Annotated in this window: 22 protein-coding genes; 15 read left to right on the forward strand and 7 right to left on the reverse strand. The window is 65.4% G+C overall.

Translation table 11 applies throughout. From position 1 onward, the window contains the following. Nucleotides 1-128 precede the first annotated feature (128 nt). Together K226_RS0103820 and K226_RS0103825 are read right to left on the reverse strand one after the other, a co-directional pair. Nucleotides 129-1,553 carry an FAD-binding oxidoreductase gene (locus K226_RS0103820; RefSeq protein ID WP_024813547.1) on the reverse strand — a complete coding sequence of 475 codons (1,425 nt, stop codon included), beginning with the start codon at nt 1,551-1,553 and terminating at the stop codon, nt 129-131. Nucleotides 1,554-1,685: 132 nt separating this feature from the next. Next, nucleotides 1,686-2,057: a calcium-binding protein gene (locus K226_RS0103825; protein WP_024813548.1), complete on the reverse strand. Its 372-nt coding sequence runs from the start codon at nt 2,055-2,057 to the stop codon at nt 1,686-1,688. Nucleotides 2,058-2,255: 198 nt separating this feature from the next. Between K226_RS0103825 and K226_RS0103835 the strand changes: the two genes are divergently transcribed. The 3 genes from K226_RS0103835 to K226_RS0103845 all read left to right on the forward strand — a co-directional run bounded on the left by K226_RS0103835 (nt 2,256) and on the right by K226_RS0103845 (nt 5,032). Continuing rightward, nucleotides 2,256-2,822, forward strand: a complete 567-nt coding sequence (locus K226_RS0103835) for a cob(I)yrinic acid a,c-diamide adenosyltransferase (RefSeq protein ID WP_024813549.1) — start codon at nt 2,256-2,258, stop codon at nt 2,820-2,822. Between the two features lie 140 nt (nt 2,823-2,962). After that, the gene (locus tag K226_RS20380) at nt 2,963-4,558 is read left to right on the forward strand and encodes a methyl-accepting chemotaxis protein (protein WP_024813550.1); all 1,596 of its coding nucleotides are present in this window, start codon (nt 2,963-2,965) and stop codon (nt 4,556-4,558) included. A 54-nt stretch (nt 4,559-4,612) separates the two neighbouring features. Beyond that, nucleotides 4,613-5,032 carry a bacteriohemerythrin gene (locus tag K226_RS0103845; protein WP_024813551.1) on the forward strand — a complete coding sequence of 140 codons (420 nt, stop codon included), beginning with the start codon at nt 4,613-4,615 and terminating at the stop codon, nt 5,030-5,032. Between the two features lie 30 nt (nt 5,033-5,062). Here K226_RS0103845 and K226_RS0103850 read toward each other — a convergent pair whose 3' ends face one another. Then, complete coding sequence (locus K226_RS0103850) at nt 5,063-5,485, reverse strand: hotdog fold thioesterase (protein WP_024813552.1); 423 nt, start codon at nt 5,483-5,485, stop codon at nt 5,063-5,065. Between the two features lie 162 nt (nt 5,486-5,647). Between K226_RS0103850 and K226_RS0103855 the strand changes: the two genes are divergently transcribed. Next, on the forward strand, nt 5,648-6,805 hold the full coding sequence (locus tag K226_RS0103855) for an ABC transporter substrate-binding protein (RefSeq protein ID WP_024813553.1): 1,158 nt from the start codon (nt 5,648-5,650) through the stop codon (nt 6,803-6,805). A gap of 144 nt (nt 6,806-6,949) precedes the next feature. On the opposite strand, the gene K226_RS0103860 is transcribed toward K226_RS0103855, so the two are convergent. Both K226_RS0103860 and K226_RS0103865 read right to left on the reverse strand, forming a co-directional pair. Then, nucleotides 6,950-8,473 carry an acetyl-CoA hydrolase/transferase family protein gene (locus tag K226_RS0103860; RefSeq protein ID WP_024813554.1) on the reverse strand — a complete coding sequence of 508 codons (1,524 nt, stop codon included), beginning with the start codon at nt 8,471-8,473 and terminating at the stop codon, nt 6,950-6,952. A 129-nt stretch (nt 8,474-8,602) separates the two neighbouring features. Beyond that, nucleotides 8,603-9,889: a solute carrier family 23 protein gene (locus tag K226_RS0103865; RefSeq protein ID WP_024813555.1), complete on the reverse strand. Its 1,287-nt coding sequence runs from the start codon at nt 9,887-9,889 to the stop codon at nt 8,603-8,605. Nucleotides 9,890-10,111: 222 nt separating this feature from the next. On the opposite strand from K226_RS0103865, the gene K226_RS0103870 reads away from it, so the two are divergent. Next, nucleotides 10,112-12,181, forward strand: a complete 2,070-nt coding sequence (locus tag K226_RS0103870; RefSeq protein WP_024813556.1) for an acetoacetate--CoA ligase — start codon at nt 10,112-10,114, stop codon at nt 12,179-12,181. Nucleotides 12,182-12,228: 47 nt separating this feature from the next. On the opposite strand, the gene K226_RS0103875 is transcribed toward K226_RS0103870, so the two are convergent. After that, nucleotides 12,229-13,164, reverse strand: coding sequence for a LysR family transcriptional regulator (locus tag K226_RS0103875; RefSeq protein WP_024813557.1), 936 nt, complete (start codon nt 13,162-13,164; stop codon nt 12,229-12,231). 128 nt (nt 13,165-13,292) lie between these two features. On the opposite strand from K226_RS0103875, the gene K226_RS0103880 reads away from it, so the two are divergent. The 10 genes from K226_RS0103880 to pssA all read left to right on the forward strand — a co-directional run bounded on the left by K226_RS0103880 (nt 13,293) and on the right by pssA (nt 22,616). Further along, nucleotides 13,293-14,276: a tripartite tricarboxylate transporter substrate binding protein gene (locus tag K226_RS0103880; RefSeq protein ID WP_024813558.1), complete on the forward strand. Its 984-nt coding sequence runs from the start codon at nt 13,293-13,295 to the stop codon at nt 14,274-14,276. Then, complete coding sequence (locus K226_RS0103885; protein WP_024813559.1) at nt 14,273-15,520, forward strand: CaiB/BaiF CoA-transferase family protein; 1,248 nt, start codon at nt 14,273-14,275, stop codon at nt 15,518-15,520. Before K226_RS0103880 ends, K226_RS0103885 begins: the two co-directional genes overlap by 4 nt. Beyond that, a complete protein-coding gene (locus K226_RS0103890; protein ID WP_024813560.1) occupies nt 15,517-16,674 on the forward strand; it encodes an acyl-CoA dehydrogenase family protein in 1,158 nt (385 codons plus the stop codon). The genes K226_RS0103885 and K226_RS0103890 overlap by 4 nt, the downstream gene beginning before the upstream one ends. Before the next feature lie 165 nt (nt 16,675-16,839). Continuing rightward, nucleotides 16,840-17,877: an acyl-CoA dehydrogenase family protein gene (locus K226_RS0103895; RefSeq protein WP_024813561.1), complete on the forward strand. Its 1,038-nt coding sequence runs from the start codon at nt 16,840-16,842 to the stop codon at nt 17,875-17,877. Between the two features lie 108 nt (nt 17,878-17,985). Beyond that, nucleotides 17,986-18,774: a crotonase/enoyl-CoA hydratase family protein gene (locus K226_RS0103900; protein WP_024813562.1), complete on the forward strand. Its 789-nt coding sequence runs from the start codon at nt 17,986-17,988 to the stop codon at nt 18,772-18,774. Nucleotides 18,775-18,796: 22 nt separating this feature from the next. Next, nucleotides 18,797-20,035 carry a CaiB/BaiF CoA-transferase family protein gene (locus tag K226_RS0103905; RefSeq protein WP_024813563.1) on the forward strand — a complete coding sequence of 413 codons (1,239 nt, stop codon included), beginning with the start codon at nt 18,797-18,799 and terminating at the stop codon, nt 20,033-20,035. Continuing rightward, nucleotides 19,998-20,513 (forward strand): MaoC family dehydratase, encoded by a 516-nt coding sequence (locus K226_RS0103910; protein WP_035240867.1) that lies wholly within the window; start codon nt 19,998-20,000, stop codon nt 20,511-20,513. The genes K226_RS0103905 and K226_RS0103910 overlap by 38 nt, the downstream gene beginning before the upstream one ends. Nucleotides 20,514-20,553: 40 nt before the next feature. Next, nucleotides 20,554-21,573: a tripartite tricarboxylate transporter substrate binding protein gene (locus K226_RS0103915; RefSeq protein WP_024813565.1), complete on the forward strand. Its 1,020-nt coding sequence runs from the start codon at nt 20,554-20,556 to the stop codon at nt 21,571-21,573. A 123-nt stretch (nt 21,574-21,696) separates the two neighbouring features. Next, complete coding sequence (locus K226_RS19760) at nt 21,697-21,867, forward strand: hypothetical protein (RefSeq protein ID WP_162150974.1); 171 nt, start codon at nt 21,697-21,699, stop codon at nt 21,865-21,867. Nucleotides 21,868-21,989: 122 nt separating this feature from the next. Further along, a complete protein-coding gene (gene pssA, locus K226_RS0103925) occupies nt 21,990-22,616 on the forward strand; it encodes a CDP-diacylglycerol--serine O-phosphatidyltransferase (protein ID WP_024813566.1) in 627 nt (208 codons plus the stop codon). A gap of 171 nt (nt 22,617-22,787) precedes the next feature. On the opposite strand, the gene K226_RS0103930 is transcribed toward pssA, so the two are convergent. Continuing rightward, on the reverse strand, nt 22,788-23,717 hold the full coding sequence (locus K226_RS0103930; protein ID WP_024813567.1) for a DMT family transporter: 930 nt from the start codon (nt 23,715-23,717) through the stop codon (nt 22,788-22,790). Between the last annotated feature and the right edge of the window lie 15 nt (nt 23,718-23,732).

Consider the following 23,732-nt stretch of genomic DNA (forward strand, 5'->3'; position numbering starts at 1 on the left):
CCGGGACGCAGGGCCATCGTGCCGCGTTGGTGGGGCTCTGTTTTAAGGTAAAAGTGCCTGTGGTGCTTATGTGTAAAGCGCTACTAGCTATCAAAAATGGAGTGTTTTGCGTGCGGACTGCCTCGCACTTACAGCGCAAAGATCTTGCCGGGATTCAGGATGTTCTTCGGGTCCAGCGCCCGCTTGATGGCGCGCATCATGTCCACCGCGCCCGCACCGGTTTCGTCCAGCAAAAAGCCTATCTTGTGCAGGCCCACGCCGTGCTCGCCGGTGCAGGTGCCGCCCATGCTGAGCGCGCGCGCCACCAGCTTGTGGTTCAGGTCTTCGGCGGCAATGCGCTCTTGCGGGATGTTGGGGTCGAGCAGGTAGCCGAAGTGAAAGTTGCCGTCGCCCACATGGCCGACCAGAAAGTAGGGGATGCCGCTGGCCTCGGCCTCGTCCACCGATTCGAGCAGGCAATCGGCCAGGCGGCTGATGGGCACGCAGGTGTCGGTGCTGATGGCGCGGCAGCCGGGGCGGCTTTGCACGGCGGCAAAGTAGGCGTTGTGCCGCGCGGTCCACAGGCGCGTGCGCTCTTCGGGCGTGCTGGCCCATTCAAAGGCGTTGCCGCCAAACTCGCTGGCGATGGTCTGCACGGTTTCGGCCTGCTCCTTCACGCTGGCGGGCGAGCCGTGGAATTCCATCAGCAGCATGGGTTCTTCGCGCAGATTCAGCTTGCTGTGCGCGTTGACCATGCGCACGCTGTGGCGGTCGATCAGCTCCACGCGCGCAATGGGCACACCCAGTTGAATGGTCTGGATGGTGGTGCGCACGGCGGCCTCGATGCTCGGAAACGAGCAGATGGCCGCACTCACGGCTTCGGGGAGCGGGTACAGCCGCACGGTCACTTCGGTGATCACGCCCAGCGTGCCTTCGCTGCCCACCATCAGGCGCGTCAGGTCGTAACCCGCAGCGCTTTTGCGGGCGCGTGTGCCGGTGCGAATCACTTCGCCGCTGGCGGTGACCACTTCGAGCGCCAGCACGTTTTCGCGCATGGTGCCGTAGCGCACGGCGTTGGTGCCGCTGGCGCGCGTGGCGCTCATGCCGCCAATGCTGGCGTCGGCGCCGGGGTCGATGGGAAAGAACAGGCCGGTGTCTTTGATGGCTGCGTTGAGCTGCTTGCGTGTGATGCCGGGCTGCACCGTTACCGTGAGGTCGTCGGCGTTGATGCTGAGCACCCGGTTCATGCGGCCCACGTCGATGCTGATGCCGCCTTGCACGGCCAGCAGGTGGCCTTCGAGCGATGAGCCTGCACCGTAGGGAATCACGGGTACGTCGTATTGACTGGCGAGCTTCACTGCATCGACCACATCTTGGGTGCTTTCGGCAAACACCACGGCGCTGGGCGGGGGCGCCTGCAGCGAGCCTTCGTCGCGCCCATGCTGTTCGCGCACCGCTTGCGCCAGCGAGCACTGCGCGCCAAACCGGCTTTGCAGCGCGTCGATCAGCGCCTGCGGCACCTCGCGCAAGTGAATTTGGGGCAGCAGGTGCAAGGCGGTGGCAGGGGCGTTCATGGCGGTCTCCGGGTAACGCAAAAGAATACCACCGGGCACCCGCAAATGCGCCGCGATGGGGCGGTTAAGCCCGATCGCGGCGCTGCGCTTTCAACGGGAGTGGCGGCTATCGCGCCGCCGGCGTATCAACGGTCAGGACTTGGCGCCTTTGTCGAACTCGGTGTGCGACAGGCTCCCGTCACGGTCGGTGTCAAGCTGCTCGAAACGGTTGCCAATGGCTGGCAGTGTGGCGGCTTCCTGGGGGCTGAGCTTGCCATCGGCATTGGCGTCGGCCCGGTCAAAGGCGGCTGTGGCCGATGAGCCCTTGCCGGGGCCAGTGGTGTAGTTGGGAGAGCTGGGAGAAGACGAGGTGCCGGGTCCGAAAGACGCCCCCCCTTGTGCCTTGGGCGCTGCGCCCGGTGCGGTCTGCGCCTGCAGGGCAGCGCCGCCGCCCAGAGAGAGTGCGGTGAACAGCAATACGCTGCGGGTGTCAAAGGCAAAGGTGCGGCGTGAGGTGGCTTTCATGGGATGAAGAGCTCCGTCAAAGTTGAACAGGGTTTCATTGCACCGCAGCATGCCGTGCCTGACCAGCACTTTTGCCTGCTGTTGCCCCAGCCAACATTTTCCTGCGCGGTGTAAGGGTCTGCTTACGGTCTATGGCCCTGTGCAATACGCCTTCCAACGCGGTATCGGACAATGCACCCTGCAGCACAAGGAACACACATGGGCAACCGACTCACACAGATCGCCACGCGCACGGGCGACGATGGCACCACCGGCCTGGGCGACAACACGCGCGTGTCCAAAGACAGCCCGCGCCCCCACGCCATGGGCGATGTGGACGAACTCAATTCGCACCTGGGCCTGCTGCTGTGCGAGCCACTGCCGCAGGATGTGCGCGAGCTGCTGATCGATGTGCAGCACCAGCTGTTCAACCTGGGCGGCGAGCTGTCGATTCCGGGGTTTGAGTTGCTCAAGGACGAGGCCGTGTTGCAGCTCGATGAGGCGCTGGCGCACTACAACGCCGCGTTGCCGCGCCTGCAAGAGTTCATCCTGCCCGCAGGCACGCGCGCCGCCGCCCAGGCGCATGTGTGCCGCACCGTGGCCCGCCGCGCCGAGCGCTCCGTGGTGGCGGTGGGCAAACACGAAACCGTGCGCGAGGCCCCGTGCCACTACCTCAACCGGCTTTCCGATTTGCTGTTTGTGCTGTCGCGTGTGCTCAACCGCATGGATGGCGGCGACGACGTGTACTGGAAGAGCGAGCGGTTGGCGCGGGCGGCCACCGAGTAGCGGCCAGGGGGCTGTTGCGGCCCTGGGCGGTGTGCGCCGCGTTCTTTTGACACGCGTCAAGGATGCGCGGCAACCTGTCGGGAGAAAACGACCGACAATGCAAAGTGGTAACAAATTGCATCTTTTTCGGAGGTCTCCCCATGAATATCAGCCACCTCAAAATCGGCACCCGCCTCGGCCTGGCTTTTGGCCTGCTGATCGTGATGATGCTGGGCATTGCCCTCATCGGGGTGCTGCGCCTGGGGAAAGTGGGCGAGATCAACACCCGCCTCATCGAAGATGACTGGGTGAGGGCCGAGGCCGCCAGCGTGATCGACACCACCACGCGGTCCAATGCGCGGCGCACCATGGAGCTGGTCATTGCCTCTGATGCCGAGCACCAGAAGCTGGTCAAGGCAGCCATTGGCACCAACAAAAAGACCATTGACGACGCCATCGCGGTGCTCGACCAGCGGGTGTATCTGCCCGAGGCCAAGGCCGTTTTGTTGCGCCTCAAGGACCTGCGGGGCAAATACGTGCAGTCGTTCAGCAAGGTCGTGCAAATGGTGGAAGCCGGCGACCGCGAAGGGGCCACCGCGCTGCTCAAGTCCGAGACGCTGCCTGCGCTGGATGCGTTGCAGGAGCCGATCAATGCGATGAATGCGCTGGAGAAAAAACTGGTGGAGACCGGCGGTCGCACGGTGGTGCGCGACATTGCCAGTGCGCGCATCCAGATGCTCGCACTGGGTGCCGCGGGCCTGCTGATCGGCGTGGCCCTCGCCTACTGGATCACGCGCTCCATCATCATGCCGCTGCGCCGTGCCGTGGCGGTGGCCCAGAACGTGGCGGCGGGTGATCTGGGCAGCCGCATCGAGGTGGACGGCAGCGACGAAACCGCCGAACTGCTTTCAGCGTTGCGGGGCATGAACGAGAGCCTGATCGACATCGTGAGCAATGTGCGCGGCGGCACCGAAGCCATCGCCACGGCCACCAGCCAGATCGCGGCGGGCAACATTGACCTTTCTTCGCGAACCGAAGAGCAGGCCAGTGCGCTGGAGCAGACCGCTGCGTCGATGGAAGAGCTGGCCGACACCGTCAAACGCAATTACGAGCAAAGCCGCCACGCCAACGAAATTGCCGAGGCTGCCTCGCAAGTGGCCGTGAAGGGCGGATCGGTGGTGTCGCAGGTGGTGCACACCATGGAGGCCATCAACACCTCGTCGCGCAAGATCGCCGACATCATCGGGGTCATTGATGGCATTGCCTTTCAGACCAATATCCTGGCGCTCAACGCGGCGGTGGAAGCTGCCCGTGCCGGTGAGCAGGGCCGGGGCTTCGCCGTGGTGGCCAGCGAGGTGCGCAGCCTCGCCGGCCGCTCGGCCACCGCCGCACGGGAGATCAAGGCGCTGATCGAGACCTCGGTCAACAACGTGACGGAAGGATGCCAGCAGGTGGAGCGCGCGGGCAGCACCATGGATGAAATCGTGGTCAATGTGCGCCGGGTGACGGACATCATGAACGAGATCACCTCGGCCAGCCAGGACCAGACCTCGGGCATCGACCAGGTCAATCAGGCTGTGGGGCAGATGGATCAGGTGACGCAATCGAATGCGGCGCTGGTGGAAGAAGCCGCTGCAGCGGCACAGTCGCTCGAACACCAGGCCAAGGGGCTGGTGCAGGCGGTCAGCGTGTTCAAACTGGGCGAGCTGGGCAAGCTGGGTGTGGCGTCTGGCCAGCTGGCCTTGTCGGGCCGCTGAGACAAGGCCAGAGGGCCGCACGCGTTACCTCAATTGTTTCCAGGAGACTTCGCCGTGGCGTATTTTGAATGGGCCGATGACATGGTCATCGACAACGGCCCCATCGACAAGGACCATCAGATTTTGGTGAGGCAGGTGAACGAATTGCACACCGCCACCAGTGAGGGCCGTGGCCACGAGGTGGTGGGGCGCCTGCTGGATGAGCTGATCCGCGATACCGTCGAGCACATCCGGCGTGAAGAGCAGGAAATGGCCCGGATGGGCTATCCGCGCCTGGTGCAGCACAAGCAGGGCCACGACCAGTTCGTGGCCGATCTGCAGGGCCTGCAGCGCAAGTTCGAGGGCGGCAGCAGCACCGTGGCCTCGCAACTGTCTACCGTGTTGCGGGACTGGCTGTCGCTGCACATCCGGCGCTATGACAAGGACATGCGGCAATTCACGCAGCAACAAAGCCGCAGCCGGGCACCGGCCTGACACAGATGCGTGCGCAGGCGCGCTGTGGGTTCAGCGCGGCGCCAGGATCGCCATGGTGATGCGCGAAACGCAGGTTATCTCGCCAGCGTCGTTGACCATGTCGATCTGCCACACCTGCGTGGTGCGGCCAATGTGCACGGCGCGCGCCGTGCCGGTCACCCAGCCGCTGCTGGCTGCACGGATATGGTTGGCATTGATGTCCAGGCCCACGCCGCGGTGCCCTTCGGGGCAGGCGTAGAAGGCTCCGATGGAGCCCAGCGTCTCGGCCAGCACCACGCTGACCCCGCCATGCAGGATGCCAAAGGGTTGCCGGGTGCGCTCGTCCACGGGCACGCGTCCGCGCAGAAAATCGTCGCCCACTTCGGTGATTTCAATGCCCAGGTGCGTGGCGGCGGTGTTGGCATTGGTCTCATTGAGCAATGACAGTGAAATGGGTTTCTTCCAGATGGACATGGGTTCCTCCAAAGTGTGGGTGAGCGCGCGCAGGATGCCGGTGGCGAGTGGCCGACTAGAATGTAGGGTTTCCCGGAAGTTGGTAGCTGGCTGAACTTGTCACCCGCATGGGCTGCGCACCGGGCTTTTGTCATTGTGCTTATTTCCCGGATCCTGACCCTCATGCAACGTCGCCAATTTGTCTCTCTTGCCCCCGGTGCTGTGGTCGCTGCTGCAGCCGCACCTGCCTTTCTTCGCAATGCCTTTGCCCAAGAGGCGGGCATCACCGGCAAAACCCTCACCATTGGTTGCTCAGCCGCCCTCACGGGCCCGCTGGCAGGGCTGGGGCAGGACGTCAAGCTGGGCGCCGAATCGGCGCTGGCCCACATCAACAGCCGGGGCGGCATAAACGGCCGCACGCTTCAGTTCAATATCGTGGATGACGCGTATGTGCCCCAGCGCACCACCGACAACATCAAGCAGATTTTGTCGCAGGGCAATACCTTTGCACTGCTGTCATGCGTTGGCACGCCCAACAACACGGCCATCCTGCCACTGATCGAAGAGGCGGGTGTGCCGTATGTGGCGCCGATTACGGGGGCATCGTCGCTGCGCAAGGGCGCGCGCAATGTGTTCCATGTGCGAGCCAGCTACACCGACGAGGTGCGTCGCCTGGTGCAGCGCCTTGCCGGCATGGGTCTCAAGAGCATCGGGGTGGTGTATCTGGACAACGGCTACGGCCGCGAAATGCTCGAGGACGCCACCCGCTCGCTGGCCGAGCAAAGCCTCAAGCCCTCGGTGCAGGCCGCGCTGGCCACCGATGGCGCCAACCTTTCGCAGGTGCTTGCCCAAGTGGCCGAGGCGCGCACTGCCGCCGTGCTGCTGGCTACCGCCGGCACCGTTTCGGTGGAGCTGGTGCGGGGCCTCAAGAAGAATGCGCCGGGCGTCCTGCTGGCCGGCGTGAGCGTGACCCTGCCCAGCGACAGTCTCAAGAAACTGGGTGATGTCGGCAGCGGCATCGCCATCACCATGGTCGTGCCCGATCCCAACCGTGCCAAGTCACAAGTGGTGCGCGACTACCAGTCTGCCATGCGGGCGAATGGAAAGCAGGATTTCACCCAGGGCAGCCTGGAGGCCTATGTGAACATGCGCGTGCTGGCCGAAGGGCTGGAGCGCGCAGGCTCCGACCCGACGCGTGCCAAGCTGCGCAGCGCGCTGGCAGGCATTCGCAACTGGGATCTGGGCGGGTTTGTGGTGGACTACAGCGGTCAGGCCCCGTATGTGGGCTCGCGCTATGTCGATCTGGGGGTGCTGGGCGGTTCGGGGCGTTTCCTGGGCTGATCTCGGCCAGACCCACAGCCCAGAAAACGGGCGTTGGCACCGGCGCAGTGCCGGCGCCTATGATCATCCGCCTGCCAGGCAATCGTTGCGCCGCCAGCCCCTGCGCAGGGGCGGGGACACGCCCATGCCACGCTTAGGTCCCGCTCAGGCAGGCGCTCGCATCGACCCTGTTTCCACAAAGCGCTGGTGCCACGACAAGGCCTCGTTCAGCAGGTGGGGTGTGTGCAGGCCACCCGATGAATGCTGGGCGCGGTCAAAGTAGTCCTGCAGCATGGGCCGGAAATCGGGGTGCGCACAGTGATCGATGATGACCTGGGCGCGCTGGCGCGGCGAGAGGCCACGCAGGTCGGCCAGGCCTTGTTCGGTGACGATGATCTGCGTGTCGTGCTCGGTGTGGTCCACATGCGAAACCATGGGCACGATGCAGCTGATGGCGCCGTTCTTGGCCACCGAGGGTGTCACAAAGAACGACAGGTAGCCATTGCGCGCAAAGTCGCCCGAGCCGCCAATGCCGTTCATCATGCTCGTGCCCATCAGGTGGGTGGAGTTGATGTTGCCGTAGATGTCGGCCTCGATCATCGAGTTCATGGCGATGATGCCCAGGCGGCGCACCAGCTCGGGGTGGTTCGAGATTTCTTGCGGGCGCAGGATGATGCGCTCGCGGTAGAAGTCGATGTTGTCCTCGAAGTCCTGCAGCGCGCTGCGGCTCAGCGAGATGGCGGTGGCAGAGGCCTTGCTCATCTTGCCCGCGCGCAGCAGGTCCAGCATGCCGTCTTGCAGCACTTCGGTAAAACCCAGCAGGTTCTCGAACGGGCTGTGCAGCAGGCCTGCCAGCACGGCGTTGGCCACGTTGCCCACGCCCGACTGGATGGGCAGCATTTCTTTGGGTAACCGGCCCATCTTCATCTCGTGCGCGAGAAAGTCGATGATGTAGCTGGCAATCTTGTTGGAGTTCTCGTCCGGCGTGGCAAACACGTTGTCGCGGTCGCCCTTGTGGGTCTCCACCACGGCAACCACCTTGGCCGGGTCCACGCGCAGATAGGGCTGGCCGATGCGGTCGTCCGCATGTGTCATGTTGATGGGCACGCGGCGTGGCGGAATGGCGGTGCCGTAGTAGATGTCGTGCATGCCTTCCATCTTGGCGGAGGGCTTGGTATTGACTTCGAGGATCACCTTGTCGGCAATCTCCAGCCAGGTCTTGTTGTTGCCCACGGCCGCAGCGGGGATCAGCAGACCGTCTGCCGTCACGCCCAGCACCTCGATCACCGCAACGTGCAGGGGGCCGAGAAAGCCAAACCATGCGTGCTGGGCGACGTGCGACAAGTGCATGTCGATGAAGTCGATCTCGCCCGTGTTGATCTTGTTGCGGCAGATGGGGTCGGTGTTGAAAGGCAGGCGCTGGCCCAGGGCGTTGGCCGCGGCCAGGGCGCCATCAAGCTCGGGGGCGGTCGAAGCGCCGGTCCAGAGGTTGATCTTGTAGGGTTTGCCGGCGGCATGCTCGGCCTTGGCGTGGGCTGCAAGGGCCTGGGGCACGGCCTTGGGGTGGCCCGCACCGGTGAAGCCGCTCATGCCGACGTTGGCGCCAGCGGGGATGAGCGCCGCAGCCTCTTCGGCCGACATGACGCGTTCAAGAAAGGCAGGGTGGCGTACCCGATCGGCCAGAGACATGGGGAAAACTCCGCAACGGTGAATGGGCGCCGGCGCGCAAGGCGCGCCAGGCAAATCCTTTGATCTTACCCGGGACGGTCAGATATATAAGGGTTTACCCGAGAGCGGCGCCGACCGGTCGGCGCGCCTTCAGCTTTTGCGGTTGAGCAGCGCGTACAGCACGATGGCGCCAAAGGTGGCGGTGCCGATGCCGCCCAGCGCAAACTGGCCGAACTTGAGCGTGAAGTCGCCCGTGCCCAGGATGAGCGTGATGGCGGCGACGATGAGGTTCTTGTTCTGCGAGAAATCGACCTTGTTGTCCACCCAGATCTTGGCCCCGGCCACGGCAATCAGGCCAAAAACCACGATGGACACACCGCCCATCACCGGCAGCGGAATCGCCTGGATCACGGCGCCAAACTTGGGGCTGAATCCCAGCACCACGGCAATGAGCGCCGCCACCAGGAACACGGCGGTCGAATAGATCTTGGTGGCCGCCATCACGCCGATGTTCTCGGCATAAGTCGTAACCCCAGTGCCGCCGGCGCCGCCGCTGACCATGGTGGCAATGCCGTCGCCAATGAACGCGCGGCCCATGTACTGGTCCAGGTTCTTGCCGGTCATGGCCGTCACGGCCTTGATGTGGCCCAGGTTTTCGGCCACCAGGATGATGGCCACCGGGGCAATCAGCAGCATGGCCGGGCCGCTGAATACGGGTGCCGAGAAGCCCGGCATGCCCACCCAGGGCGCAGCCAGCACGGCAGAGAGGTCGAGCGGCTTGCCCAGGCCCAGGCCGTTGGTCAGCACGGCGTAGATGATGCTGGCCACGATCAGGCCCACCAGAATCAAGAGGCGCTGCACCATGCCGCGCGTGAGCACGGCCACCAGGCCCACGCTGACAAACGTCACCACCTGCATCCAGCTGTCAAAGTTGCTGGCCGCCATGTTCTTGATGGGGATCCCGGCCAGGTTCAGGCCGATCACCGCCACCACCGAGCCCGTCACCACGGGCGGCATGAAGCGCTCGATCCAGCCCGTGCCGACCATCTGCACGATGACACCGATCAGTGTGTACGCCGCCCCGCAGGCGATGATGCCGCCCAGCGCCAGGCCGATATTGGCATTGGGCCCCTTGCCCGCGTAGGCGGTGGCCGCAATCACCACGCCGATGAAGGCAAAGCTCGACCCCAGGTAGCTGGGCACCTTGCCGCCGGTGATGAAGAAGAAGATCAAGGTGCCAACGCCGCTCATCAAGATGGCGAGGTTCGGGTCAAAGCCCATGAGGATGGGGGCCAGCACCGTGGCGCCAAACATCGCAATCACGTGCTGCACGCCCATCACCGCCGTCTGCGGCCAGGGCAGCCGCTCGTCCGGTCCGATCACGCCGCCCTGTTGCAGCGCGTCGGCGCTTTTCTCCCTCCAGGTCATAAAGCCCATGGATATTTCTCCGTTGTGAATTGATGACGCGCATGGTAGGGGATTTGGAGCGGGTTCACGATCTCCCGCAGGCCGCGCCGCTGTCTTTTTGGGAGCGGATGCACGGCGCGGGGCAATCGCTGCAAACCTTGCCGTTGCGGTGGTTGGGTTGTCGCGCCAGCGACTGGGTACGCGGTAAAACCCCGTGGCGCCGCGCCCGGCTGCGGGGCTAGGCTTGCTGCCATGAGTGCTCCCTATATTCCCCAGATACGCCTTTACCAGAACTGGCTGCGCGAACAGCGTGGCCTGGAATTTGCCGATTACGACGCGCTGTGGCGCTGGTCCACCACCGACCTCGACTCCTTCTGGCAAAGCATCTGGGACTATTTCGACCTGCAATCGCCCACGCCACACAGCGCCGTGCTGGCGCACAACCGCATGCCCGGCGCGCAGTGGTTTCCCGGCGCCCAGGTGAACTATGCGCGCCAGGTGCTGCGGCATGTGGATGCCGCCCATGCGGCGGGCGTGCCGGCCATCGTCAGCAGCAACGAAAAGCGCGCGCACCGAGAGATGTCGTGGCCCGAGCTGCGCCGCCAGGTGGCGTCGCTGGCGCTGCACCTCAAGGCCCAGGGCGTGCAGCCGGGCGACCGCGTGGCCGCCTACCTGCCCAACGTGCCCGAAACCATGGTGGCCTTTCTGGCCACGGTGAGCATCGGCGGCGTGTGGAGCCTGTGTGCGCCCGACATGGGCACCCACGCCGTGCTCGACCGCTTCCGCCAGATCGAACCCAAGGTGCTGATTGCCGTGGACGGCGTGACCTACGCCGGGCGCGACCACGACCGCCTGGGCGTGCTGGCCGAGCTGCGCGCCCAGCTTCCCAGCGTGCAGCACACGCTGCTTCTGGGGAATCTGGATGCTACGGTTTCAATAGCTGATTGCGCAATCTGGACAAGCGCTACAGGCCAAAATGACCATGAAACGGATGCGTTCGAGCCGCTCTGGCTGCCGTTCGACCATCCGCTGTGGATCGTCTACTCCAGCGGCACCACCGGCCTGCCCAAACCCATCGTGCACGGCCACGGCGGCATGGTGCTGGTGCAGCTGCAACTGGGCGCGCTGCACAACGACCTTGGCTGCAGCTACGCCCCCAACAGCCGGGGCGAGCGCTACCACTGGTACAGCTCCACCGGCTGGGTGATGTGGAACGCCCAGGTCGGCGGCCTGCTGGCGGGCACCACCTGCGTGATTTTTGACGGCAACCCCGGCGGCAGCAAAGAGCACCCCGACTGGGCCCTGTTGTGGCGCTTTGCCTCCGAGACCGGCGTGACCTTCTTTGGCGCGGGCGCGGCCTTCTACGCCAACTGCATGAAGGCCGGTATCACGCCCGCGCAGTGCGGCGACCTGTCGTCCATCCGCGCGCTGGGCTCCACCGGATCGCCGCTTAGCGCCGAGGTGCAGCAGTGGGGCACGGACTTCATGGCACAGGCGGGTGTGCCCGACATCTGGTGGAGCAACATCTCGGGTGGAACAGATTTTGCCGGCGCCTTCATCGGCGGCCACCGCGAACTGCCGCAAACTCCCGGCAAGATGCAGTGCCGCATGCTCGGCGCCGCCGTCGAGGCCTGGGACGAGCAGGGTCGCCCGGTGCTGGACGCCGTGGGCGAGCTGGTCTGCACCCAGCCCATTCCGTCCATGCCGCTGTACCTCTGGGGTGACGACAGCGGCGCGCGGTATCTGGCGAGCTATTTCGACATGTACCCGGCGGGCCACGGCCGCCAGCCCGGCGGCGGCGACGGCCCGGCCAGCATGGGCGCCGTCTGGCGCCATGGCGACTGGATCCAGATCGGCAGCGGCGCGGCGGCAGGCTGCGTCATCTACGGCCGCTCGGACGCCACCATCAACCGCCACGGCCTGCGCATGGGCACCAGCGAGGTCTACAGCGCCGTCGAATCGCTGCCCGAGGTGCTCGACAGCCTGGTGGTGGACCTCGAATACTTGGGCCGCGAAAGCTACATGCCGCTGTTCGTGGTGTTGCGCCCCGGCCATGTGCTCGACGACGCACTGCGCGCGCGCATCCACGGCGCCATCCGCACCGCACTCAGCCCGCGCTTCGTGCCCGACGACATTTTTGCCGTGGCCGAAGTGCCGCGCACCCTCAGCGGCAAAAAGCAGGAGCTGCCCATCAAGAAACTGCTGCTGGGCCAGCCGCTGGAAAAGGTGGTCAACAAGGATGCGATGGCCAACCCACAGTGCCTCGATTGGTATGTGGCGTTTGCGGAGCGCCGCGCGGTGCCGGCCGCTGCCGCCGGCTGAACGCAGCGCCTGCTGCGGGGTGGCGCTGGCGTGGTGTGGGCACGCCTTCAGCCGGCTGACGGCTGCGCTGTGGGCGGCGGCGTTACATCGGGCGCTGTGGAAAAGCGCAGGGCATGCTCGGTGAAGCGCTCGACGAGCCTACTGGTATTGCCCTGCAACCGCGCCAGCGCAATGCCCACATGAAACCCCGGCGGATTGTCGGTCAGTGCCAGGCATTTCACGCCGCGCGGCATCACCAGCCGCGCCACGCCAGCGACCAGCCCCACGCCCAGGCCCGAGGCCACCAGACTCATGATGGTCTGCACCTGCATGGCCTCTTGGGCTACGCGCGGCGTGAAACCCGAGAGCTGGCAGCGCATCAGCGCCAGGGTCGAGAGGCCGGGCACTTTGTGTTGTGGGTACATGATGAAGGGATGGCGGGCCGCGTCTGACAACGCAATCGCGTCGTGCGCCGCAAGCGGGCTGTGTTCCGAGACGGCGAGCACGAAGTCATCGCGGTCCATGGGCAGCAGCTCAAACGGTGCCGGGTGCAGCACGGGGTAGCGCACAAAACCCACATCAAAGCGGCGCGAAACAAGCCCGTCGAGGATCTCGGATGAGGTGGCCTCGGTCAGTTCCAGCTCAATCTTGGGAAAGCGCTCACGCAGCGAAGGAATCAGTTCGGGCAGCAACGCATAGGTGGCCGAGCCGATGATGCCCATGCGCAGCAGCCCGCCCTGGCCCTGGCGCGCATCCATCACGGCCTGGCGGCATTGCTCGGCATGGAACAGCGTGAGCCGCGCATCCGCCAGCATGGCCTCACCCACCGTGGTGAGGAAAACGCCCGTGGACCGGCGCTCGAACAGCGCCTCGCCCATTTCCTCTTCGAGTTTGCGGATGGACACCGACAGCGGCGGCTGAGCCATGTGCAGCATCTCTGCAGCACGGTGGAAGTTGCCCGTCTCTGCGAGCGTGACGAATTGGCGCAACTGGCGCAGGTTCATGCGATATCCAAAAGGTATTGGCTTTTCAATTCTTAATATTAGACGGTGTTTGTTCTGCTGGCTAGAGTGCCAGACAGAGCCCCACCAAGGGCCGACATAGCTGCAAACCATTCAAGGAGACAAACCCCATGCAACAGCGCAGATTCATCCTGGGCACCTTCGGCGCCGCCGCTCTGATCACGCTCGGCGCAGCACTTGCGCCCGCCGCGTACGCACAGAGTTTTCCGTCCAAGACCATCAAGTTTGTGGTCCCTTTCGGGCCCGGCAGCGGTACCGATACCTCGGCACGGTACTTCGCCCGCAAACTGCAAGACCTTACCGGCCAAGCGGTGGTGGTCGAGAACAAGCCGGGCGCCAACGGCTTCATCGCCGTCAAGCAGGTGCTGACGGCGCCAGCCGACGGCTACACCGTGTTCATTGGCAGCAACTCCACGCTCGCAGTGAACGCCGCGTTGTTCAAGGAGTTGCCCTACGACCCGGTCAAGGATTTCGCCCCCCTGACGATGATGATGCGCTCGCCCGCCATGCTCACCGTCACCCCGCAGGCGCCGTACCAGGACCTCAAGGGTTTGCTGGCCTATGCCAAGGCGAACCCCGGCAAGGTCAACTTCGGCGCCGGGTCTGCAGGCTATCAGCTCATGGGTGAGCTGCTCAACGATGCGGCCAAGGTGCAGACGGTGCATGTGCCCTTCAAGGGTGCAGGAGAAACCATGACCGCCGTGGCGTCAGGCACGGTGGACTATGCCTTTGCCGAGGTGACTGCCGTACAAGAGCTCGCCAAGGGTGGCCGCGTGAAGGTGCTCGCCGTTGCGGCGGACAAACGCGTGGACTCGTCGCCCGATGTGCCCACTGCCAGTGAGGCCGGCCTGCCCGGATTCGAGGCCTACACCTGGGTGGGCGCGATGGTGAGCTCCAAGACGCCAGCGGCAGAGACGGCCAAGCTGGCTGAGCTGTTCACGGCGATTTCCAAGATGGACGAAACCCGAGCGTTCTACGAGCGCATTGGTGCTACCCCAATGACTGGCGGCCCCGCGCAGATGCAGGAGTTCCAGAAGAACGAAATCGCGCTGTGGAAGCGCATCGTGACCCAGGCCAAGGTACCCCAGCAATGAGTGAACGCCCCGCCGTGCAGCCGGGCGCGCTGCAGCATGTGAAGGTGCTTGATCTGTCGCGGGTGCTGGCAGGCCCCTGGGCTGCCCAGACCCTGGGCGACCTGGGTGCGGAGGTGATCAAGGTCGAGCGCCCCGGCACGGGCGACGACACCCGCGCCTGGGGGCCACCCTATGTGACCGACCCTCAGGGCCAGCCCACGGGCGAGTCGGCCTATTACATGTGCACCAACCGCAACAAGCAGTCGGTGACGGTGGACTTCACGCGGCCAGAAGGACAGCAGATCGTGCGCCAGCTCGCAGCCCAGTGCGATGTCCTGATCGAGAACTTCAAGACGGGCGGCTTGGCGCAATATGGGCTCGATTACGCCAGCCTGAGCGCCATGAATCCGCGACTGGTCTATTGCTCCGTCACGGGCTTCGGTCAGGATGGTCCCTATGCGCAGCGCGCAGGCTATGACTTCCTGATCCAGGGCATGGGCGGGCTCATGAGCGTCACCGGCCGCTCGGATGGCGAGCCCGGCGGCGGCCCCATGAAGGTGGGGGTTGCGCTCACCGACATCCTCACCGGCCTGTATGCCAGCACGGCGATTCTGGCCGCCCTGCAGGCGCGCGAACACACTGGTCGGGGTCAGCACATCGACCTGGCGCTGCTCGACGTGGGTGTGGCCTGCCTCGCCAACCAGGGCATGAACTTCCTATATGGAGACAAGGTGCCGCAGCGCATGGGCAACGCGCACCCCAACACCGTGCCTTACCAGGACTTTCCCACTGCCGACGGCCACATGATCCTGGCCATTGGCAACGACGGCCAGTTCGCCCGCTTCTGCCACGCCATCGGCGAGCCCGGCTGGGCGCAGGACGCGCGATTCACGCACAACGCTGCGCGACTGGCGAACCGTGCGGAACTGGTGGAGCGCATCCGCGCCGTGACCGTCATGCGCACCACGCGCGACTGGATTTCCCTGCTTGAGCAGCATGCCGTGCCCTGTGGCCCCATCAACACCGTGCGCGACGTGTTCGAGGACCCGCAGGTCAAAGCCCGTGGCCTGCAAATTGCCATGCAGCACCCGCAAGCAGGCGAGGTCCCATTGGTCGCCAGCCCGATTCGCCTGTCGGACACGCCGGTTTCCTACCGCCACACCCCCCCGCAGCTGGGCCAGCACACCGACGAGGTGCTGACCCGCCACCTGGGCCTCACGGCCGAGGCGCTGCAAACCTATAGAGACAACGGAGTATTGGGATGAGTACCCTGGATTCACTCACGCTCACGCGCATCCCTGCGCAAGACGAAGCCCTGCGCGCCGAGGTGCGCGCCTTTCTGGCCGAGGCCACACGCGCTATACCCGCGCACATCCGCGCCCGCTCCTGGAGCGGCTACAGCACCGAGTTCAGCCGCCGGCTGGCCGCCAAGGGTTGGCTCGGGGTCACGTTGCCTGCGGAATATGGCGGCGGCGGGCGCAGCGCCTTTGCACGGTATGTGCTGGTCGAGGAGTTCCTCAACTTCGGCGCGCCCGTGGGCTCGCACTGGATTGCCGACCGCCAGAGCGCGCCGCTGATCCTGAAATACGGCACCGAGGCACAAAAGCAGTTCTACATTCCGCGCGTGTGCCGTGGCGAGGCGTTCTTTTGCATTGGCATGAGCGAGCCCAATGCGGGCTCGGACCTGGCCAGCGTGAAGACGCGTGCCACGCCCAACGACCAGGGCTTTGTGCTCAACGGCCAGAAGATCTGGACCACCAACGCCCACCACTGCCAGTACATGATCGCGCTGGTGCGCACCTCGGGTACCACCGAAGACCGCCACAAGGGCCTGTCGCAGGTCATCGTGGACCTGTCGTTGCCCGGCGTCACCGTGCGCCCGATTGAAGACCTCTCGGGTGACAGCCATTTCTGCGAAGTGTTCTTCGACAACGTGCAGCTCGGGGCGGACGCGATCGTCGGCGCCGAAGGCCAGGGCTGGGAGCAGGTGACCGCCGAACTCGCCTTCGAGCGCAGCGGGCCCGAGCGTCTGTACTCCAGCATCGTGCTGTTCGACCAGTGGCTCGACTATGTGCGCACGTCCCAGGGCCGCACCGAATCGGCCCGGCAACTGGCAGGCAAGGTGCTCACTCAGCTCGCGCCGCTGCGCGCCATGTCGGTGTCGGTGCAGGAAAAACTCACCCAAGGCGCCAGCCCCATCGTCGAGGCCGCACTGGTCAAGGAGCTTGGCACTACGCTGGAGCAGATGATTCCTGCCGCCATTGCGGAAGACCTGTTCTCGCGCGATGCCGAAGACGTACCGGTCGAGCTGCTGCAGACGCTCAAGTATGTGACGGAGGCCTCGCCCTCGTTCTCGCTGCGCGGTGGCACGCGCGACATCCTGCGCGGCATGATCGCCCGCGGCCTGGGTTTGCGATGAAACAACACCCCCTGAGCCGCTGCGCGGCTTCCCCCTCTCTCGCTGCGCGGGAGGGGGACGTCGCCCTCGCTGCGGGGCGGCCCTGGCTCGGCGCCCCTGGCTGGGGCAGCGCTAGCGGCACGGACTGTGGCGGGGCTTACAACGTAATGGATAACTGACATGAGCATGGACAACGATCTGTTTGCCGACGCCGCCCGCGATGTGCTGGCGGACCAATGCACGCCGCAGGTGGTGCGCGCCATCGAACACGGGGGGCGCGGCGCGGCCGCCACCACGGCACTGTGGCAACAGCTGGAAGCCACCGGCCTGGCCGATGCGCTGCTGAGCGAAGACGCAGGTGGGGCAGGGCTGGGGCTGGGCCAGGTGTTCGGCGTGCTGGAGCAATGTGGCGCACATGCGCTGCCCTTGCCCCTGGGTGAAACCATGGTGGCGCGTGCACTGCTGGCGCAGGCCGGTGTGGCCCGCCCCGCAGGCAGCATCGCACTGGCGCGCGGTGAGCGCCTGGGCGACGGCGGCGTGCGCTGCGCGCTGGTGCGCACGGGCCAGGTGGCGCAGTCGGTGCTGGTGCAGGCGGGTGACGAATGGCGTCTGCTGGGCACCGAGGGCGCGCAAGCGTCCCCCCAGGCGCTGGCGTTGGACGCTGCCTTGGCATGGTCGGCCACGCAAGTGCAGGCCGCACCCGTGGTGGCAGTGGACGCTGCACTGGAGGTGCGCACCCTGCAGGCCGCCGTGGTGGCCGCGCAGATGGCCGGCGCACTCAAGGCCGTGTTCGACCGCACGCTGCAGTACGCCAATGAGCGCCAGCAGTTTGGCCGCCCCATCGGCAAGTTCCAGGCCATCCAGCACCAGCTGGCAGTGATGAGCGAGCACGTGTTTGCCGCGCGCATGGCCGCGCAACTGGGCTGCAGCGCTGGACATGACGGTATGGGCGTGGTGCCCGACCGCCTGCGCGTGGCCACGGCCAAAGCGCGCTGCAGTGAGGCGGCGCTGGTGGTGTCCGAGCTGGCGCATGCCATCCATGGTGCGATCGGCTTCACCGGGGAGTACGACCTGCAGCTGTTCACGCGCCGCCTGCATGCCTGGCGCCAGACTGCTGGCAGCGAAGCCTACTGGTACGGCGTGGCGGGCGAGGCCCTGCTGCACCACCAGGGCATGACCCTGGACATCGTGCGGCGCATCACCGACGTGGACGCGGTGCTTTGAAAACCATAGCGGCCAACGCTTGATGTAATTGGGTTTCACTATGAAATTCATTTGAAATCCCTTTATATCAAGCGCTGGCAGCTCATTTTTTAATATCGGAGATATCCCATGGCCTTTCTGACCATCGAACGCGACGGCGGCATTCTCACCGCCACCATGAACCAGCCCGAAACGCGCAATGCGCTCACGGGCAACACGGCGGTGCAGGAGTTCGTGCAGCTGTGCGAGGACGTGCGCAAGGACGCGAGCGTGAAGGTGCTGATCATTACGGCCGCCGGCCCCATCTTCAGCTCGGGCGGCAACGTCAAGGACATGAAGCGCTTCTTTGACGACGCACTGACCCCCGACCTGATCCGCGAGGAATACCGCCAGGGCATCCAGCAGATTCCCAATGCGCTGGTCCAGCTCGACGTGCCTGTGATCTGCGCCATCAACGGCCCGGCCATCGGCGCGGGGCTGGACCTGACCTGCATGTGCGACATCCGCATCGCCAGCGAGACGGCCACCTTTGCCGAGAGTTTTGTGCGCGTGGGCATCGTGCCCGGCGACGGCGGCGCCTGGCTGCTGCCGCGCGCCGTGGGCATGGCCAAGGCGTCCGAGATGGCGTTCACCGGCGAGCCCATCAGCGCGCAAGAGGCGCTGGCCTGCGGCCTCGTGTCGCGCGTGGTGGCCGCTGACCAGTTGCTGCCCACTGCCCGGGCGCTGGCCGCCAAGATCGCCGCCAACCCCGGTGCCGTGATGCGCATGACCAAGCGCCTGCTGCGCGAGGGGCAAAGTGCCTCGCTGGCCTCGTTGCTGGAGATCTCGGCGGGGTACCAGGCCATCGCCCACAAGACGGCCGACCACCGTGAAGCGGTGACCGCTTTCATTGAAAAACGCGCCCCGAAGTTCCAGTGAACGCCGCGCTGGAGAGCACGAGATGAAGCCGCTGCAAGGCCTGCGCATCCTGGATCTGTCCAGTGTGATTTTTGGTCCCCTGGCCAGCCAGATACTGGCCGACTACGGGGCCGAGGTGATCAAGATCGAGCCGCCCGAGGGCGACTCGACACGCCATACCGGCCCTTCGAAAGAAGCGGGCATGGCGGCCATGTTTCTTGGTTCCAACCGCAGCAAGAAAAGCGTGGCGCTGGACCTCAAGCAGGCGGACGCCCAAGAGGCGCTGATTGCGCTGGTCGCCACGGCGGATGTGCTGATGCACAGCATGCGGCCGCAAAAGCTGGCAGGCCTGGGCCTTGCCCCCGAGACGCTGCGCCAACGTTTTCCGCGCCTGGTGTACGCCAGCCTGGTGGGTTTTTTGCCCGGCCCCTATGCCGGCAAACCGGCCTATGACGACGTGATCCAGGGCATGTCGGGGTTGGCTGACCTGATGGAGCGGCAGGGCGGCGAGATGCGCTACCTGCCCACCATTGCCGCCGACAAGACCTGCGCCCATGTGGCCGCGCATGCCATCCTGGCGGCGTTGTGGCAGCGCGAGCGCACGGGCCAGGGCGCGTTTGTGGAAATCCCCATGTTCGAGTCCATGGTGGGCTTCAACCTGGTCGAGCACTACTACGGCCAGCACTTCGAGCCGCCGCTGTCGGCACCTGGCTACCCGCGGGTGCTGGCCCCCTGGCGTCGGCCCTACCGCACGGCCGATGGGGCGGTGGCCATGATGCCGTACACCAATCTGCACTGGCAGCGCTTCTTCACTGAAGTGGGCGCCCCGGAACTGGCGCGCGATGCGCGTTTTGTCGATATCGCAAGCCGCACGCGGCACATTGCCGAGCTGCTGGAACTCGCGTCGGGTTTTACCGAGCGCCACACCACGGCCCACTGGATTGCGGTGTGTGAGCGGCTGGAGATTCCCGCAGCGCCGGTAGCCAAGTTGCAGGACTTGCCACTCGACCCCCACCTGGTGGCCACCGATTTCTTTGAAACCGTGGCCGACCCGGCGCTGGGAGACGTGCGCTTCCCGGGTGTGCCCGTGCGCTTTGACGGGCAGCGCGCCGCCATCACCATGCCACCGCGTCTGGGCGAACACACCCGTGAGCTCCTGGCGCAAGCAGGGCTCGGCGCCGCGCAGATCGACGCCCTGGTGGACACCCGCGCAGCCATTGCCCGCTACTTGAATGAGACATTCCATGCACCCACAGAACACACCCTTGGCCTCCGACCGTAGTGCCGCGCCCGCCAGCGTAGACCGTAACCTGCCCCGGCTGGGCCAGGGGTTTGTGTGGCAGGAGCTGAGCGTGGGACAGCGCTTTCGCACCTTCCGCCGAACGGTCACCGAGACAGACTTGGTCAGCTTCATCGGCGTGACCGGCATGCTGGAGGCGATCTTTATCGAAGACGGCTATGAAGGCGGCGCCATGGCCGGGCGGCCCGTGCCGGGTGCGCTGACCTATGCGCTCATCGAGGGCTTCATCCTGCAGACCATGATCCAGGGCACGGGCCTGGCCATGCTGGAGCTGCACCAGAAGATTCTCGCCCCCGTGCGGGTGGGCGACACCATCGAGGCGGTGGTGGAGGTGACGGAGATTCGCCCCACATCCAAGAGCGGCCGTGCCGTCGTGACCTCGCGCATCGACGTCTTCAATCACCAGGGGGTGATGGTGATGACCTACACCGCCACCCGGCTGCTGGCCGGGCGCTCGTGACCACTTATCCCTTGCTACAACAACCCAGGAGACAAGCACCATGAAAAAAACCGATCCGAATACAGCCCAGCGTCCAAAGAACCTGCGACGTTTGTGCCTGGCCCTGCTCAGCGGCGCAGCCGGCATGGCCGCCCTGGCCCCCATGGGCTTTGCACAGGCGCAAAGCTACCCCAGCAAGCCGATCACCCTGGTGGTGCCCTTCCCGCCGGGCGGGCCCACCGACCAGGTGGCGCGCGTGCTGGCGCAGAAGCTGACCGAGCAGATGGGGCAGTCCGTGGTGGTGGACAACAAGCCCGGGGCCAACGGCAACATCGGCGGCGCCCAGGTCGCCAAGGCGGCGGGGGACGGCTACACGCTGCTCTACAACACGTCGTCGATCACCTTGAGCCCCGCGCTCTACAAGAACCTGAGCTACGACGTGCAGAAAGACCTTGCGCCCGTGGCCCTCACCGCCGTGGTGCCGCTGGCCCTGGTGGTGCACCCGAGCATTCCCGCCAACACCGTGCGCGAGTTTGTGGAGTACGCCAGAGCCAATCCGGACAAGCTCTCTTATGGCTCGGCGGGCAATGGCAATGTGACCCACCTGGCAGCGTTCCAGTTCACCAAGAACCTGGGCATCGAGGCCACGCACGTGTCGTATCGGGGCAGCGCCCCGGCAGACGTCGACCTGGTGGCGGGCCAGATCCAGTTCATGACGGACACCATCAACTCGGTGATGCCTTTCGTGAACGACAAGCGCCTGAAGTTGCTGGCGGTCACCACCGCCAAGCGCATGTCCCTTTTCCCCAACGTGCCCACGCTGGCCGAAACCGTGATGCCCGGCTTTGAAGCAGGTGCCTGGCAGGGCGTGATGGTGCCTGCCAAAACCTCGCCGGAGGTGGTGCAGCGCCTGAACGCCGAGATCAACAAGGCATTGCAGAGCGACGAGGTGCGCGCCAAGCTGGCCATACAAGGCGCCGAGCCCCTGGGTTCTACGCCCGAGGAATATCGCACCTACATCGGCAAGGAACTCCAGCGCTGGGCGGGCGTGGTGAAGTCGACGGGCATCAAGCTCGATTGAATGGCAAGGGGCAGGGTCACCCCGGTGGCCTTGCCCGGCGCGCGGCGCCACAGCACAGGGCGTAGCCGGGGCTTGGCTCCCGCGCTCCGTTTCTCCTTTCCCTTGTCCTATCGCACAGCGCCAATGCGATACGCCCCTGCAGCCACCATTTCTGCGCTGGAGCAGAAACTCCACACCCTGCACGGCCGCCTGTTCACGTCGGGCGACTGGCTGGGGCCAGGCTGGACACTCGCCCGCTTTTGCGCTGCCGCGCGGCCATTGGCAGAAAGCCCCGACACCTGCCGCCCTTCATAATGGTGCGAACCTTGGGGCTGCGGCCGGCGCAGCAGGTGGCCGCCCCCTCTTGGAACCAGTTCAGGACCTTTCGCCTCCCAAAGAGGGCTTGCACCGGTTTAACCACCCAGGAGCGCACTGTGATGAATTCTTCCCCCCCGCCCAAACGCTTTTCGATGATCCGCGAGTTCCACCTGGCGGACTGGTTCACGCTGGGCAACGCGGTTTGTGGCGTGGGAGCCCTGTTCTCGGTGATGTCGTACCTGGAGACCAGCGATGTGGTGCACATCTACTTTGCCTGCGCGCTGGTGCTGGCCGCGCTGATCTTTGATGTGTTCGATGGCCGCATTGCGCGCTGGCGCCAGAAAAGCTCGGCCTTGGGCCGCGAGCTCGATTCGCTGGCCGACGTCATCTCGTTTGGCGTGGCGCCTGCCATCATTGCCTATGGCTGCGGCATGCAGGGGCTTTATGACCGCATCGTGTTGGCCTACTTTGTGGCCTGCGGCGTGTCGCGCCTGGCGCGCTACAACGTCACGGCCGAAACCCTGTCGGGCGACGACGGCAAGGTGAAATACTTTGAAGGCACGCCGATTCCCACCTCCATCGTGCTGGTGGGGCTGCTGGCACTGGCGGGCTACCTGGGTGCCGTGCGCGAGAACCTGTGGTTCGGCCAGGTGCTGATCGGCGGCTTCACGCTGCACCCGCTGGTGCTGCTGTTTGCGTTGTCGGGCTCGCTGATGATCAGCCGGATTCGCATTCCGAAGCTTTGACTTTCCCGTAGTTGCCACGCGTTTTCCCCGTGGAGGGCACGCATCCAGCGGTCCGACCAAGCCCGTGGCGCTGGTCCTGGCCATGCCCGGTTCATCGCGGGCAGGGTGATATAGAAATGATAGCTGCTAGCGCTTTATAGATAAGCGCTAGAGGCTTATTTCATTGATATGTTAGGCCGCTGCGGGCCGCTTGTTCACCAGCACGATGCCGGCCGCCACCAGCACCAGCGCTGCCACCAGCCCGGGGGTGACGGGTTCGCCCAGCCACCAGGCGCCAAACAGCAGCGCAAACACGGGCGTCAGAAACACAAATACCGAAATTTTGGTGGCCGGGTAATGCGCCAGCATCCACATCCAGGCCAGGTAACTCACAAAAGCGCCCAGCAGCGCCTGCACCAGTAGCGACCCCCAGGCAAACGCGCTGAACTGCCACACCCAGGGTTCGCCCAAACCAAGCGACAGCACGGGCAGCGCGACGGCACTTACGCCCACCTGGTAGAGCAACTGTTTGGCGGGGGGCACGCGGGCCAGGGGTGTGGTGCGGATGACCACGGTGGTCAGCGCCCACATCAGGCCCGCCGCCAGCCCCATCAGGTCGCCCAGCCAGGCCTGGGGCAGCGCCGCATTGGCGGGGCCCAGCAGCCCGTCGCCCAGGGCCAGCCCAACCCCCACAAAGGCGGCGCCAAGGCCCAGCCACTGCCAGCCCTTGAGCCCCTCGCCCGGAATGAAGCGCGGCAGCAGCAGGGCCACCCAAAAGGGTGCGGCATACAGAAACACCGTGAGACGCGATGCGGTGGTGTACTGCAGGCCCAGGTAGATGCACGCGAACTCGCCCGCAAACAGCGCGCCCGCCAGCAGCCCGGCGCGCGCGGCCCCTGCGGGTTCACCGGCCATTGACAGGCGCACGCCGCGCCACAGACACCATGCCGACACCGCCACGGTGGCCAGCGCAAAACGCACAAAGGCCTGGAACACCGGCGCCACTTCGGCCACCGTGGCCTTCACCAGCACCTGCTGGAAGCCCCAGAACATGCAGCACGCCAGCAAAAGGCAGACCGCCAGCGAGTCGAGATGGGCTTTGCGGGTGGTGGGCTGAGGCATGCGCTGATTATGGTC

The organism is Acidovorax sp. JHL-3 (assembly GCF_000526295.1).
In the GTDB taxonomy this organism is placed as follows: domain Bacteria; phylum Pseudomonadota; class Gammaproteobacteria; order Burkholderiales; family Burkholderiaceae_C; genus Acidovorax; species Acidovorax defluvii.

Excerpts from the sequence above, each read along its gene's own strand:
- K226_RS0103820 (WP_024813547.1), bottom strand. The coding sequence starts at position 1,553 with ATGAACGCCCCTGCCACCGCCTTGCACCTGCTGCCCCAAATTCACTTG.
- K226_RS0103825 (WP_024813548.1), bottom strand. The coding sequence starts at position 2,057 with ATGAAAGCCACCTCACGCCGCACCTTTGCCTTTGACACCCGCAGCGTA.
- K226_RS0103835 (WP_024813549.1), top strand. The coding sequence starts at position 2,256 with ATGGGCAACCGACTCACACAGATCGCCACGCGCACGGGCGACGATGGC.
- K226_RS20380 (WP_024813550.1), top strand. The coding sequence starts at position 2,963 with ATGAATATCAGCCACCTCAAAATCGGCACCCGCCTCGGCCTGGCTTTT.
- K226_RS0103850 (WP_024813552.1), bottom strand. The coding sequence starts at position 5,485 with ATGTCCATCTGGAAGAAACCCATTTCACTGTCATTGCTCAATGAGACC.
- K226_RS0103855 (WP_024813553.1), top strand. The coding sequence starts at position 5,648 with ATGCAACGTCGCCAATTTGTCTCTCTTGCCCCCGGTGCTGTGGTCGCT.
- K226_RS0103860 (WP_024813554.1), bottom strand. The coding sequence starts at position 8,473 with ATGTCTCTGGCCGATCGGGTACGCCACCCTGCCTTTCTTGAACGCGTC.
- K226_RS0103865 (WP_024813555.1), bottom strand. The coding sequence starts at position 9,889 with ATGGGCTTTATGACCTGGAGGGAGAAAAGCGCCGACGCGCTGCAACAG.
- K226_RS0103870 (WP_024813556.1), top strand. The coding sequence starts at position 10,112 with ATGAGTGCTCCCTATATTCCCCAGATACGCCTTTACCAGAACTGGCTG.
- K226_RS0103875 (WP_024813557.1), bottom strand. The coding sequence starts at position 13,164 with ATGAACCTGCGCCAGTTGCGCCAATTCGTCACGCTCGCAGAGACGGGC.
- K226_RS0103880 (WP_024813558.1), top strand. The coding sequence starts at position 13,293 with ATGCAACAGCGCAGATTCATCCTGGGCACCTTCGGCGCCGCCGCTCTG.
- K226_RS0103885 (WP_024813559.1), top strand. The coding sequence starts at position 14,273 with ATGAGTGAACGCCCCGCCGTGCAGCCGGGCGCGCTGCAGCATGTGAAG.
- K226_RS0103890 (WP_024813560.1), top strand. The coding sequence starts at position 15,517 with ATGAGTACCCTGGATTCACTCACGCTCACGCGCATCCCTGCGCAAGAC.
- K226_RS0103895 (WP_024813561.1), top strand. The coding sequence starts at position 16,840 with ATGGACAACGATCTGTTTGCCGACGCCGCCCGCGATGTGCTGGCGGAC.
- K226_RS0103900 (WP_024813562.1), top strand. The coding sequence starts at position 17,986 with ATGGCCTTTCTGACCATCGAACGCGACGGCGGCATTCTCACCGCCACC.
- K226_RS0103905 (WP_024813563.1), top strand. The coding sequence starts at position 18,797 with ATGAAGCCGCTGCAAGGCCTGCGCATCCTGGATCTGTCCAGTGTGATT.
- K226_RS0103910 (WP_035240867.1), top strand. The coding sequence starts at position 19,998 with ATGCACCCACAGAACACACCCTTGGCCTCCGACCGTAGTGCCGCGCCC.
- K226_RS0103915 (WP_024813565.1), top strand. The coding sequence starts at position 20,554 with ATGAAAAAAACCGATCCGAATACAGCCCAGCGTCCAAAGAACCTGCGA.
- K226_RS19760 (WP_162150974.1), top strand. The coding sequence starts at position 21,697 with ATGCGATACGCCCCTGCAGCCACCATTTCTGCGCTGGAGCAGAAACTC.
- pssA (WP_024813566.1), top strand. The coding sequence starts at position 21,990 with ATGAATTCTTCCCCCCCGCCCAAACGCTTTTCGATGATCCGCGAGTTC.
- K226_RS0103930 (WP_024813567.1), bottom strand. The coding sequence starts at position 23,717 with ATGCCTCAGCCCACCACCCGCAAAGCCCATCTCGACTCGCTGGCGGTC.